The organism is Paucibacter sp. KBW04 (genome assembly GCF_003852425.1).
In the GTDB taxonomy this organism is placed as follows: Bacteria; Pseudomonadota; Gammaproteobacteria; order Burkholderiales; family Burkholderiaceae_C; genus Paucibacter_A.
In genome coordinates this window covers 157,832-170,496 of sequence record NZ_QAJN01000010.1, presented here as the reverse complement: position 1 = coordinate 170,496, position 12,665 = coordinate 157,832, and the positions used below count along the sequence as shown (strand labels likewise).

Annotated in this window: 12 protein-coding genes; 6 read left to right on the top strand and 6 right to left on the bottom strand. The window is 64.8% G+C overall.

Annotated elements, in window-relative coordinates; translation table 11 throughout:
• The first annotated feature begins 14 nt into the window (after window positions 1-14).
• Complete coding sequence (locus tag DBR47_RS12815; RefSeq protein ID WP_124450617.1) at window positions 15-1,721, top strand: dockerin type I repeat-containing protein; 1,707 nt, start codon at window positions 15-17, stop codon at window positions 1,719-1,721.
• 63 nt (window positions 1,722-1,784) lie between these two features.
• Here DBR47_RS12815 and DBR47_RS12810 read toward each other — a convergent pair whose 3' ends face one another.
• Window positions 1,785-2,882, bottom strand: coding sequence for a hypothetical protein (locus DBR47_RS12810; protein ID WP_124450615.1), 1,098 nt, complete (start codon window positions 2,880-2,882; stop codon window positions 1,785-1,787).
• Window positions 2,883-3,055: 173 nt separating this feature from the next.
• Entirely contained in the window at window positions 3,056-3,526 is a 471-nt protein-coding gene (locus DBR47_RS12805) for a CBS domain-containing protein (protein WP_124450613.1), read from the bottom strand.
• Between the two features lie 107 nt (window positions 3,527-3,633).
• Between DBR47_RS12805 and DBR47_RS12800 the strand changes: the two genes are divergently transcribed.
• On the top strand, window positions 3,634-4,938 hold the full coding sequence (locus DBR47_RS12800; protein ID WP_124450611.1) for an O-acetylhomoserine aminocarboxypropyltransferase: 1,305 nt from the start codon (window positions 3,634-3,636) through the stop codon (window positions 4,936-4,938).
• Between the two features lie 18 nt (window positions 4,939-4,956).
• Window positions 4,957-5,760, top strand: coding sequence for an alpha/beta fold hydrolase (locus tag DBR47_RS12795; protein ID WP_124450609.1), 804 nt, complete (start codon window positions 4,957-4,959; stop codon window positions 5,758-5,760).
• Window positions 5,761-5,771: 11 nt separating this feature from the next.
• Here the strand turns inward: DBR47_RS12795 and DBR47_RS12790 are convergent, their stop codons facing one another.
• From DBR47_RS12790 to kbl, 3 genes are read right to left on the bottom strand one after another with little or no spacing between them, the layout of a single operon-like run.
• A complete protein-coding gene (locus DBR47_RS12790) occupies window positions 5,772-6,659 on the bottom strand; it encodes a MipA/OmpV family protein (protein ID WP_124450607.1) in 888 nt (295 codons plus the stop codon).
• Window positions 6,660-6,700: 41 nt separating this feature from the next.
• On the bottom strand, window positions 6,701-7,648 hold the full coding sequence (locus DBR47_RS12785; protein ID WP_124450605.1) for an NAD-dependent epimerase/dehydratase family protein: 948 nt from the start codon (window positions 7,646-7,648) through the stop codon (window positions 6,701-6,703).
• A gap of 25 nt (window positions 7,649-7,673) precedes the next feature.
• Entirely contained in the window at window positions 7,674-8,879 is a 1,206-nt protein-coding gene (gene kbl / locus DBR47_RS12780; protein WP_124450603.1) for a glycine C-acetyltransferase, read from the bottom strand.
• A gap of 94 nt (window positions 8,880-8,973) precedes the next feature.
• Between kbl and DBR47_RS12775 the strand changes: the two genes are divergently transcribed.
• Window positions 8,974-9,552: a helix-turn-helix domain-containing protein gene (locus DBR47_RS12775; protein ID WP_124450601.1), complete on the top strand. Its 579-nt coding sequence runs from the start codon at window positions 8,974-8,976 to the stop codon at window positions 9,550-9,552.
• On the opposite strand, the gene DBR47_RS12770 is transcribed toward DBR47_RS12775, so the two are convergent.
• Window positions 9,541-10,794, bottom strand: a complete 1,254-nt coding sequence (locus DBR47_RS12770) for a YihY family inner membrane protein (RefSeq protein WP_197047036.1) — start codon at window positions 10,792-10,794, stop codon at window positions 9,541-9,543. The two genes, DBR47_RS12775 and DBR47_RS12770, sit on opposite strands and share 12 nt — an antisense overlap.
• 18 nt (window positions 10,795-10,812) lie before the next feature.
• On the opposite strand from DBR47_RS12770, the gene DBR47_RS12765 reads away from it, so the two are divergent.
• Complete coding sequence (locus tag DBR47_RS12765; RefSeq protein ID WP_231512282.1) at window positions 10,813-11,250, top strand: DUF2069 domain-containing protein; 438 nt, start codon at window positions 10,813-10,815, stop codon at window positions 11,248-11,250.
• Complete coding sequence (locus DBR47_RS12760) at window positions 11,247-12,653, top strand: FAD-binding oxidoreductase (RefSeq protein ID WP_124450599.1); 1,407 nt, start codon at window positions 11,247-11,249, stop codon at window positions 12,651-12,653. The genes DBR47_RS12765 and DBR47_RS12760 overlap by 4 nt, the downstream gene beginning before the upstream one ends.
• Window positions 12,654-12,665 lie beyond the last annotated feature (12 nt).

The following is a 12,665-nucleotide window of genomic DNA, read 5'->3' as shown; positions in this document are numbered from 1 at the left end:
CAGGAGCCCACATCATGAGCTTTGTTCGACTCCACCAAACCCTGCGCCTGAGCGCCCTGGCCCTGGGAATTGCCCTGGGCTTTGCGGGCCCCACGCCCCTCGCCCTGGCCCAGAACTCTGGCCTGATCAACACCTCGCCCACCAATACCTGGGCCCAGCCCATCGCGGCCGGCAGCACCCAGCTGCGCCTGCCGCTGCCGGTCGCGGCCCTCAGCGACTTGCGCCTGCAACTGGTCTTGCCGGTCAGCGGCGCCCATATCAGCCTACTGGACCCGCAAGGCCAGGAGGTGATCGCGGCCAACGACCCGCGCGTCAGCTTTCTGGACGGTGCCCAGCTGAACCCGCCACTGCCGGGCGGCGTCTTCATCACGCCCAGCATCGCCAATCCGGCCGATGGGGTGTGGACGCTGCAAGCCACCTTCCCCGCCGCGCCCGTGCCCACGGTGGCGATTCTGAGTAGCTATGCCCAGTCGCCCTACCAGGTCGGCCTGGTGATCAGCGGCCAAACCTTCCGCGTGGGCCAGCCCGTGCCCCTGGGCTTGCTGGTGGTACACCAAGGCCTGCCGATCAAGGGCGTTGCGCCCAGCCTGAGCATCAGCAAGGACGGCAATCCCGTCGCCACGCTGGCCGCCGTGGACAGCGGCCAGGCGGCCGATTTTGACGGCCTGGCCGATGACGGCATCTACAGCCAAGGCTATCGCTTTGGCCAGACGGGCCGCTACCAGATCGACGGCAAGGTCAACATCCCGGCGCCGGGAGGTGGCAGCATCCAGCGCAGCGCCACCGGCTTTGTGGACATCGTGCCGGCCAACTTCAGCTTCGGCTCGGTCAGCGGCACGGTGATACGCGAGGCCTCGGGCTGCGTGCGCCAGCTGGACGTCAATTTAAGCGGCACAGTGGCCAGCGCCGGCACCTACTCCACCGCCGGCACCTTGCTCAGCAGCGGCGGCCCCGGCAGCCTGCTCAAGCGCAGCAATGTGGTCTTGAGTGGCCCGGGCGCCCTCAATGCCAAGCTGTCCTACACCGCCAGCGAGATCCGCAAGACCTTTGCCGCCGACGGTGACTTCATCATCGACCCGCTGGACGTGCTGGCTTTCTCGGGCCAATCGCCTCGCTTGGAGATGCGCAAGCAGGCCGCCACCAGTTTCAGTGGCCTGACGCTTTCTCAGTTCTGCTCCGATCCGATCGAGCTGGCGGCCGGTGCCTCGGTCAATCCGGTGCTGCGCATGGGCTTTGTCGGTCAGCTGGACTTCAGCCTGCCCATCCGCGTCAACAACGCGGGCAGCTACCAGGTCTCCTTCAAGATCTTGGACGCTCAAGGCCTGGAAGTGGGTCAGTTCGGCCTCAACAACTTCCTCAATGCCGGTGACAACCGGGTGACGGCCACCGTGATGGCCGACAAGCTGCAGCGCAGCGATGGGCCTTACCGCATCGAGTCGGTGCTGGTGGTCGGTGGCGGCAGCACGGCCCAGGCCTCACGCATCCCGGTCAGCGGCAGCAGCTTGTCACGCTGGCAGATCTTTCCCACCATCACCGGTGACCTGAACGGCGATGGCAGTGTCAACTCGGCCGACCGCGATCTGCTCTTGCAGTACCGCAGTCAAAGCCCGCTGATCCCTGGCGATAGGCGCGACCTCAACGGTGACGGCAAGATCGATCTGCAGGACTCCCGACTCTTGATCCTGAAGGCCTGCACCGCGCCCAACTGCCCCAAGAATTGAGAGTTGAAGCAAGCCCCGCAAGGGGCTTTTTTCATGGCCACCCTTCTTGGCTTGTAGACCCGATCAGCCGGCGCACAGCGATATCAATTGCGCTTGCTGCTCGGCGCTGAGGGCAATGTCCAGCAACTCCGCCACCGGACCGGCTTTGTCGGGCCCAAAGCGAAGCAGGCCTAGGCGAGCAATGCGCTTGGGCGCGCCACCCAATTCGCGCAAAGTGCTGGCGGGCAGGGCCAGCTGCAAACTGGCCTTGCCGGCTTGCAGCTGGGCGGAGCGACTGAGCTGGCGCGAGTTGGCGCCCAGCACCAACTGCACAGTCACGGCATACAGCCCGGGGCTGGCGATGTCCAGGCCGAGTTCCAGCACCGCGGCCTGCAAGCAGCCCGCCTGGCGCTCAAAACGGATGCCTTCCAAACGCAGGGGTGAGCCCGCCAAGGCCGCAACGCCGCGTGCCACCAGCTTGATCTCGGCCTCGGCGAACTGGCCGCCAGGGAACTGCTGACGCGCTCGCACGCGGTACTCGCCAGGAGCGGGCAAAGCGAAGCGGCTGATATAGGCGCCGGGCTCGTCGCTGATCAAAAGCCCGGCCGGGCTGCGCAGCTGCTCTTGTGCAGCAGGTACGGGAAACGATTGTCCGGCCGCGTCCTGCAAGACCAGGGCCAGGGCACCCAGGCCCAAGATCGGCGCCCCAAAGTCGGCCGGGCGCAGCACATAGTTCTGCACCTGGCCCACGGCCGGCTCGGCACTGAGGGCCGTGAGGCTGAGCTCAAACCGGGGCAGTTGACGGAACGAAAACAAGAGCTGCCCGGCCTGGCGCAAGGGCTGGGCCCGCTCAAGCCTCAATCGCCAGCGGCCAGGCTGGGGCCGACGCAGTTCGGGCAGGCCGATCGCATCACCCAACTCGGGGTGTTGGGCCAGTGCCTGCGGCGTGAAGCCCAGCTGAGCAGGCGTGCGGCGCCAGACGCGACGCTGCTCAGGGTCCAATAACTCGATCGCGGCCAAGGCCACGGTGCTGCGCAAGGCGGCGAAGACCAGGCGACTCTCCCCGCCGCCCGGCTCACCCGTGACCTCAAACAAAAGCTCTTGCTGAGCCTGGCCGGCTGCCAGGCTCAGGCGCTGAATCTGCGGCCCACCCGCTGCTGCGAAGCTAGGGCTGACAGGCATCATGGCAACAGGGCTGAAAAGCAGGTAGGCGGCAAGCGGCCAACTGCGGCGACGGCAAGACAGCAAGGTCGTGGCCTGCATCGTCGGCGAAGAAAAAGCGGCCATCGGGCCGCTTTCGCTGGATGCCAGGAACTGGCATGAAGGCATGGCTCAGGCCGCCGCCCGCTTGGGCTTCACAGCTTGGACTCGCCCGCGGTGCTGGCGTTTTCTTCCACCGGCCAGTCGCGGATATAGGCTTTGAGCATGCGGTTCTCGAAGTCCTGGCCATCAACCACGGCCTTGGCCACGTCGTAGAACGAGATCACGCCCATCAAGGTGCGGCCGTTCAGCGCGGGCATATAGCGGGCATGACGGCCCAGCATCATGCGGCGGACTTCATCGATCTCGGTCTCGGGCGTGCAGGTCAAGGGGTGATCGTCCATCACGCTACGCACCAGCGAGGTTCCGACCGAACCGCCGTTGCGGGCGATGGCGGCAATCACCTCACGAAAGGTCAACATACCGACCAGGTCACCATGCTCCATCACCACCAGGGAGCCGATATCGCGCTCGGACATGGTGGCCACGGCCTGGGCCAGGCTTTCGTCGGGCGTGACGGTGAACAAAGTACCGCCTTTGACACGCAGGATGTCGACGACTTTCATGACTCTCTCCTCTTGATGCTGGGCCTGAAACGAGATGCAGATCCCACTTGATACGACTGCATGGAAACATAGCACACAATTCGCGCATCAAACACCTGGGAGACACCATGGCTGGCTACGCCGACCCCTCTTTCGACACCTTGGCCCTGCATGCGGGCGCCGCCCCAGACCCCAGCACGGGCGCCCGGGTCACGCCACTGCATCTGAGCACGTCCTTTGTGTTTGAAAGCTCTGAACACGCGGCCTCGCTTTTCAATATGGAACGCGCCGGCCATGTTTACTCGCGCTTGTCCAACCCAACCACGGCCGTCTTCGAGGAACGGGTCGCAGCCTTGGAAGGCGGCGTCGGTGCGATCGCGACCAGCAGCGGCCAGGCGGCCCTGCATCTGGCCATCGCCACCTTGGCGGGCGCGGGCTCGCACATCGTGGCCAGCGGCGCGCTCTACGGTGGCTCGCACAATCTGCTGCACTACACCCTCAGGCGCTTTGGCATCGAGACGACGTTTGTGCGGCCAGGTGATTTCGCGGCCTGGCGCGCCGCCATCCGCCCCAATACCAAGCTGCTGTTTGGCGAGACCCTGGGCAACCCCGGCCTCGATGTGCTGGACATCCCGCAGGTGGCGGAAATCGCCCATCAGGCCAAGCTGCCCTTGCTGGTGGACTCCACCCTCACTACCCCTTACCTCTTGCGACCTTTCGAGCATGGTGCCGATCTGGTCTACCACTCGGCCACCAAATTCCTGAGCGGCCACGGCACGGTGGTGGGCGGCGTGCTGGTGGACAGCGGCCGCTTCGACTGGGACGCGGCCCATGCCAAACACGGCCTCTTCCCCGAACTGTGCGAGCCCTATGCCGGCTTCCACGACATGGTCTTCAGCGAGGAAAGCACGGTGGGTGCCTTTTTGCTTCGCGCACGCCGCGAGGGGCTGCGCGATTTCGGCGCCTGCATGAGCCCACACACGGCTTGGCTGATTCTGCAAGGCATCGAGACCTTGTCTCTGCGCATGCAGCGCCATGTGCAGAACGCGCAGAAGGTGGCGGAGTTTCTGGCCGCCCAGCCGCAAGTGGCCCAGGTGGGCTATCCCGGTCTTGCCAGCCACCTCAGTCATGCGCTGGCGCAAGAGCTCTTGCCACGCGGCTGCGGCTCGGTATTCAGCTTCGATCTGAAGGGCTCGCGCGAACAAGGCCGAGCCTTTGTCGAGGCCTTGAAGATCTTCTCCCACCTGGCCAATGTGGGGGACTGCCGCTCCCTGGTCATCCATCCCGCCTCCACCACCCACAGCCGCATGGATGATGCAGCGCTGGCGCAAGCCGGCATCACGGCCGGCACCTTGCGCCTGTCTATCGGCCTGGAAGATGCCGACGATTTGATCGCCGATCTGAAACAAGCGCTCAAGCGCGCCAGCAAATAAGCCGGGAGGACTGAAGCGATGGAACTCAATGTCAAAGGCACGCAAGCCTATGCCTACACCGGCGGCAAGCCCTTCAACCCCGCCCTGCCCTGCCTCGTGTTCGTGCATGGGGCGCTGAACGACCATAGCGTCTGGACCTTGCTGGCACGCTGGTTCGCTCACCATGGCCATAGCGTCTTGGCCGTGGATCTGCCCGGCCATGGCCGCAGCGGCAATCCTGTGCTGGGCGGCGTGCCCGAGCTAGGCACTTGGTTGCTGGAGTTGCTGGATGCCGCGGGCGTGCAGCAAGCCAGCCTGGTGGGCCATAGCATGGGTTCCTTGATCGCCTTGGAAGCCGCCGCCCAGGCGCCCGCGCGGGTGCGCCAGCTGGTGATGGTGGGCACGGCCTACCCGATGAAGGTGTCCGAGGCCTTGCTGAGCACGGCGCGTGATCAACCTCTGAAAGCCATCGCCATGGTCAATAGCTTCTCCATCTCCACTTGGGCCAGCAAGCCTAGCTATCCCGGCCCCGGTGCCTGGCTGCAGGGCGGTAGCCGCGCCCTGATGGAGCGCGTCCAAGCCAAGCAGACGGCTTTGAACCTGTTTGAGCACGACTTCCGCGTCTGCGATGCCTACGATCAAGGCATGGAGGCGGCGGCCAAAGTGCAATGCCCCGTCAGCCTGCTGCTGGGCGAGCGCGACCAGATGACGGCGCCCAAGCAGAGCCAGAGCCTGGCCGCAGCGCTCAAGGCCAAGACCTACCTCCTGCCTTCAGGCCATTCCCTGATGGGCGAGGCGCCGGAAGAAATGCTGGCGAGCTTGCGGCAAATCTTGGGCACCTGAGCGCCTAACTCTCAGTTCCGCCAGCCCAGACTGAAGCCCAGGCTGAAATTGCTCAGCCTTTCGGTCAGCGGGCTGGCCGCCGCGGGGCCTAGCAAATGACTCCAGCCCGCGCTGCTATTGAACACCCAGTGGGGGCTTAGCGCGCGGGTGTAAGACAGGCCCAGATTGACCTCGCTAAAGCCCGCGCCAGGCACAAAGCTGCGCCCCAGGCGCTGGGCCGCCGCGCTGTCTGGCGGCACGCCGTAGTAGCTGAGCAAATAACGCCCATCACCACCGGACAGGCCCACGCCCGCCATCAGCTCGCCCGCGCCGTTGGCAGAGCGATAGAGACGGTGTGCCAGGTCGGCATTCCAGATCGCCCCGCCTTGGCGGCCCAGCGCATCCTGGCTCCAGGCGGCAGAAAGCTGCCATTGCGGGGCCAGAGTCTTGCTGGCGTAAAGACGCAGACGCAGGGTGCGGCCGATATCGGGCAGGCCCTCGGTGTAGGCGGCATCGCTGCTGCGGCGGCCATTGTCCAGACGCAGAGTGAGGCCCAAACGCAGCGTGTCCGAGCGGAATAAATCGCGGCTGGCGCCCGAGCCTGGGCCAATGGACTCCACGCCAAAACCCATCAGACCGGCGCCGCCGGAGCTGGACAAACGCCACTTGCCCCAGCGCGCCGCCCACATGGGCTTGAGGGAGGTCTCCATGATGCGGGCACCGGGATAGGACGGCGAATAGCTCAGGCTGGCACCCAGCAGATAACGCAAATCATCACCGGGCAGATCAAACCAAGACGGTTCGGCTACGGGTCGTTTGGGCTCTTCCGCGCTCGGCTCGGCGGCCGATACCGAGGCGGCGGCCGCCCACAAGCTCAGGCAGAGAGCGACAGGAAGGAGGCGCTGAATGGGCTTGGGCATGATGAACCCAGCTTAGCAGCAGCCCCCGAAGCCATCCCGGCTTAAACCGCCTCTTTGCGGGCTATTTCCTTGAGCATATCGGCCACGATGGCGCGCAGGTCGTACTCCAGCTTCCAGCCCCAATCCTTGTGGGCCTCGCTGTCGTCGATGCGCTGCGGCCAGCTGGCGGCGATGGCCTGGCGGAAGTCGGGCGCGTAGCTGATTTTGAAATCGGGCAGATGGGCGCGGATGGCGGCGGCAATCTCGGCCGGGGTGAAGCTCACGCCGCCCAGGTTGTAGGAGCCGCGCTGCTTGACGGATTCGGCGGGCGCTTCCATCAGCTCGATGGTGGCGCGCAGCGCGTCGGGCATATACATCATGGGCAGGCCCTGCTTTTCTTCCAGGAAGCAGTTGTAGCTGCCGGTCTTGAGGGCGTGATAGAAGATGTCGACCGCATAGTCAGTGGTGCCGCCACCGGGCGGGGTCTTGTGGCTGATCAGGCCGGGGTAGCGGATGCTGCGCACGTCCACACCATGGTTGGCGTGGTACCAGGCGCACCAGCGCTCGCCGGCTAACTTCGAGATGCCGTAGATGGTGGTGGGGTCCATCACGGTGGTCTGCGGCGTGTCCAGCGTCGGCGTCGAGGGGCCGAAAGCGGCGATGGAGCTGGGCCAGAAAATGCGTTCCAGCTTTTGCACCCGGGCCAGTTCCAGGACGTTCAGCAGACCCTTCATATTCAGGTCCCAAGCCCACATCGGGTGCTTCTCACCGGTGGCCGAGAGGGCCGCCGCCAGATGGTAGATCTGGGTGATGCCATGGCGCTTGACCACGGCGGCCAGGGCGGCCGCGTCGGTCACGTCCAGCATCTCGTGATTGAGCTGGGGCACCCGGCCTTGCGGGGCCAGATCGCTGGTGATGACGTTGGCATTGCCATGGCGCAGGGCCAGTTCTGCGGCCAGTTCCGAGCCGATTTGGCCGTTGGCGCCGATGATGAGAATCTTGGTGGTCATGTCGAAAGTCTGCTGAAGTCTCTGCTTAGGCCTTGATGAGGCCCAGTTCGCGGCCCGCCTGGGTGAAGGCGGCCACGGCTTTTTCCAAATGTTCGCGCTCGTGGCCGGCCGAAACCTGCACACGGATGCGGGCCTGGCCTTTGGGAACGACGGGGAAGAAGAAGCCCACGGCGTAGATGCCCAGTTCCAGAATGCGGGCGCTGAGTTTTTGCGCCATCACCGCGTCGTACACCATGATGGGCACGATGGGATGGGTGCCAGGCTTGATCTCGAAGCCGGCCGCCTGGATGGCGGCGCGGAAGTAGGCGGTGTTGGCTTCCAGCTTGTCGCGCAAGGCGGTGGAGGCTTCCAGCAGGTCCAGCACTTTGATGGAGGCGCCGACGATGCTGGGGGCCACGGTGTTGGAGAACAGATAGGGGCGCGAACGCTGACGCAGCAGCTCGATCACTTCCTTGCGGCCGCTGGTGAAACCACCCGAGGCGCCGCCCAGGGCCTTGCCCAGGGTGCCGGTGATGATGTCAATCTTGCCGAACACACCCCGGTACTCATGCGTGCCGCGGCCGGTCTGGCCCAGGAAGCCGCTGGCATGGCATTCGTCGATGCCCAGCAAGGCACCGTACTGATCGCACAGAGCGCGGATCTTGTCCAGCTGGGCGATGGTGCCGTCCATGGAGAACACGCCGTCGGTGAACACCAGGGTGTGGCGGGCGCCGGCCGCCTTTGCGGCTTCCAGCTGGGCTTGCAGATCGGCCAGATCATTGTGCTTGTAACGGAAGCGCTTGGCCTTGCACAGACGGATGCCGTCAATGATAGAAGCGTGGTTCAGCTCGTCGCTGATGATGGCGTCTTGCTCGCCCAGCAGGGGCTCGAACAGGCCGCCGTTGGCGTCAAAAGCCGCGGCGTAAAGAATGGTGTCCTCGGTGCCCAGGAATTTGGACAGGCGCGCTTCCAGGGTTTTGTGCAGGTCTTGGGTGCCGCAGATAAAACGCACGGAGGACAGGCCGTAGCCGTGCGTGCGCAGGGCCTCGTGGGCGGCCTCAATCACCTCGGGATGAGAGGACAGGCCCAGATAGTTGTTGGCGCAGAGATTGATCACCTCCCGGCCGTCATTCGTGTGCACCACCGCGCTCTGGGCGCCGGTGATGATGCGCTCGCTTTTGTAGAGGCCTGCCTCACGGATGCCAGCGAGTTCGGCATTGATGTGGTCGTAGAAGTTTTGCGCGGTAGCCATGTGGTGTCTCCTGGTGCACAATTCACTAAATTGAACGCAGTTCGATATATCGAATTTGCGTGCAGTATCTAGGATTTCATTTTCAAGGTCAAGCATGTCTGCAGCGAATTTGGACGCACTCGAGCCCCCCAAGGTGGGCGCCACCTTGCAAGCCTTGAGGCAAGCCCAGGGCTTGTCCTTGGACGAGTTGTCGCGGCGCGCCGGGGTTTCCAAGTCCATGTTGTCGCAGATAGAGCGCAATCAGGCCAATCCGACAGTTGCCGTGGTCTGGCGTCTGGCCAATGCCTTGCGGGTGGAATTGGCCGAACTGCTGGGCGGTGAACGCACAAGCCCACCGGCCATCGAGACCGTGCCGGCCCACGGAACACCCTCGATGAGCAGCCCGGACGGCCTGTGCCAGCTGCGCATCCTGGGGCCCATCGATCTGGCCGGCCAGTTCGAGTGGTATGAGCTGAGCGTGCAGCCCGGCGGCGCACTGGAGTCGGCCGCGCACGAGCCCGGCTCGCGTGAGCATCTGAGTGTGCTCAGCGGCAGCCTGGTGGTGAATGCAGGCGGCGCCGCACAGACCCTCAACACGGGTGAGACAGCGCGCTACGCGGTGGACGGGCCCCACGCCATCCGCAATCAAAGCCAGCAGCCCGCCGTGGCGCTGCTGGTGGTTTTACACAGCTGAGGTCGAAGCAGGCTCCAGCAGATCGACCAGGCGCAAGCGATCCCAATCGCTGCGCGCCCAGAGCTGTTGCAAGCCGGGTGTTCGCTGGGCCACGGTGGCTTGCAGCAGGGCCTGGGCCGGCACCTGCTCGGGCGCGCACAGCAGCACCAGACGCTGCACGCCGCCCTCCTCCAGCCTGCCCACCCAGTCCAGCCCGACCAAGCTGTCCAGCACCGCCTCCAGCTGCAGGGGGTCCACCCGCAGCGTCAAGGCCAGGGCCGAGCTGCTCAAGCCCCCGCGCCCCTCGCGCTGGGCACGCCACAAGGCCCGCAAGACATCCAAGGCCAATTCCAGTTGCACACCCGGGGCCTCGGGGCGGCGCGGCATGCCTCCCGCCAAGCTGGGCGCGTTAGCAGAGAGCACGGCCCCGATCAGCACAATCACCCAGCCCAGGTAAAGCCAGATCAGAAACACCGGCACGACGGCGAACGCGCCATACAGCGTCGAGTAGGTCGGCACATGTTTCAGATACCAGGCCAGCCCCCATTTGGCCAAGCTCAGGGCCAGGGCCACAAAGAGTCCGCCAAAAGCCGCATGGCGCCAACGCACATGGGTGTTGGGCACATAGTGGAACAAGCCCGACACGGCGGCCGCCATGATCAGCACCTGCACCAGGGACAGAAAGAAGGACCAGTTGCCGGGCAGATCGCCCAGCAGGTCCTGACCGGTGGTGACGGCATAGCTGGTCAGCACAATGCTACCGCCGAGAATCAGCGGGCCCAGGGTCAGGGCAAACCAATACACCAGCACCCGCTGGGCGATGGGCCGGGGCCGCTTGACCCGCCAAATCAGATTCAGCGTGCGGTCAATGGTCAGCATCAGGGCCAGGGCGGTAAAGCCCAGCAAGGCCACACCCATGCTGCCTAAGCCCTTGGCCTTGGCAGCGAACTGGGTCAGGCCGGTCAGCACTGGGCGAGCGATATTGGCCGGAATCAGGTTCTGTAAAAAATACTTTTCCAGCGCCACCTGGAAGGACGAGAACATGGGGAAGACGGTGAACAAAGCCAGCATCACCGTCAGCAAGGGCACCAGGGAGATCAGGGTGGTGAAGGTCAGGCTGCCGGCCGTCAGGCCCAGATGTTCTTCCTTGAAACGGGCATGCAGATTGACCAGGACCAGCCACAAACGGCTTTGGCGAACTTGGGCGAACTTCATGGGTGCCGGGCTGGCTTGGACCAGATCGGTGGGAGAGGAATTTGTCATGCTGGCTATGATGCCAGCATGTCCGCACCCGCTCCCATGAACGCCCCCACGCCCCCCCTCAACTCGGCAAGCAACCATGCCCAAAGAACGCAGGCCGATGCGCGCGAAGCCCTGAGCCGCTGGCTGGCTCTGGGCGGCTTGATTGCCCTCTTCCTGCTCTGCCTGGCCTGGGAGTTGTGGCTGGCTCCCACCGGCCGTGGCACCCTGGCCATCAAAGCCCTGCCCTTGCTGATTCCCATGGCTGGCCTGTGGCGCTACCGGCTCTACACCTTCCGCTGGCTGAGCCTGATGATCTGGCTTTACTTCGCCGAGGGCGCCGTGCGCGCCACCAGCGAGAAAGGCCTGTCGGCCTGGCTGGCTACGGCGGAGGTCTTGCTCAGTGTCTTGATCTTCACCGCCTGCGCCCTGCATGTGCGCCAACGCCTAGCCGCAGCGAAGGCGCATACCGAGGCATGAGTGCCCTGGCCGAACTGCAAGCCCTGCTCGGCGAGGGCGGCCTGCTGCAAAGCCCGGCCCATGATTTGTCGGCCTATGAGAACGACTGGCGGGGCCGCTATCAAGGCCGCGCCCTGGCCGTGGCCCGACCCGCCAACACCGAGCAAGTGGCCGCTGTGCTGCGCTGCTGCGCCAAGCATGGTCTCAGCCTCGTCCCGCAAGGAGGCAATACCGGCCTGGTCGGTGGCGGCGTGCCCGATGGGAGCGGCCAGCAAATTCTGCTGAGCCTGCAGCGCATGCAAGCGGTGCGCGGTGTCGATGCCCACAACCTCACCCTCACGGTAGAAGCCGGCTGTACCTTGCAAGCCGTGCAGGACGCGGCCGAGGCACACGGTCTGCTCTTCCCTTTGAGCCTGGCCTCGCAAGGCACCTGCACCATAGGCGGCAATCTGGCGACCAATGCCGGCGGCACCCAGGTACTGCGTTATGGCAATGCGCGCGAGTTGTGCCTGGGCCTGGAGGTGGTGACGGCCCAGGGCGAAATCTGGCAGGGCCTGAGCGGCCTGCGCAAGGACAACACCGGCTACGACCTGCGCGATCTTTTCATCGGCAGCGAAGGCACCTTGGGCATCATCACCGCCGCCACCCTCAAGCTCTTTGCCCGCCCGCGCGCGCAGATGACGGCCTTGGCCGCCTGCCCCGATCTGGACTCGGCCTTAGGGCTGCTCAGCCTGGCGCGCGGCCAAGCCGCAGCGGCCTTGACCGGCTTTGAGCTGATGAATGCTTTCTCGCTAAGCCTCGTGCGCCGCCACTTCCCGCAGCTGCAACAAGCCCTGCCACCCTGCCCCTGGACGGTGCTGCTGGAGCTTTCGGACAGCGAGGGTGAAGCTCATGCGCAAGCTCAGTTCGAGGCGATTCTGAGCGAGGCCTTGACTCAGGGCTTGATCACGGACGCCGCCGTGGCGCAAAGTCTGGCCCAGTCGCAGACCATGTGGCATTTGCGCGAGTCCATCCCGCTGGCGCAGAGCAAGGAGGGGCTCAACGTCAAACATGACATCGCCCTGCCCCTGTCCCGCATCCCCGCTTTTGTGCGTGAAACCGATGCGGCCCTGACCCAAGCCTTTGCAGGCATACGCATGGTCAACTTCGGTCATCTGGGCGACGGCAATCTGCATTACAACGTGCAGGCGCCGGAAGGCGTGCCCCCCGCGGAGTTCCTGAGCCGACATGAGGCTGCCATCAACCAAATCGTGTACGAGGCGGTGCAGCGTTATGAGGGCTCGATTTCGGCCGAGCATGGCATTGGCCAACTCAAGCGCGAAGAGTTGGCCGCCCGCAAAAGCCCCGTGGCCTTGGGCCTGATGCGGGCCATCAAAACCGCCTTGGATCCCCAGGGAATACTCAACCCGGGGCGGATGCTCTGATTGAAGTGAATT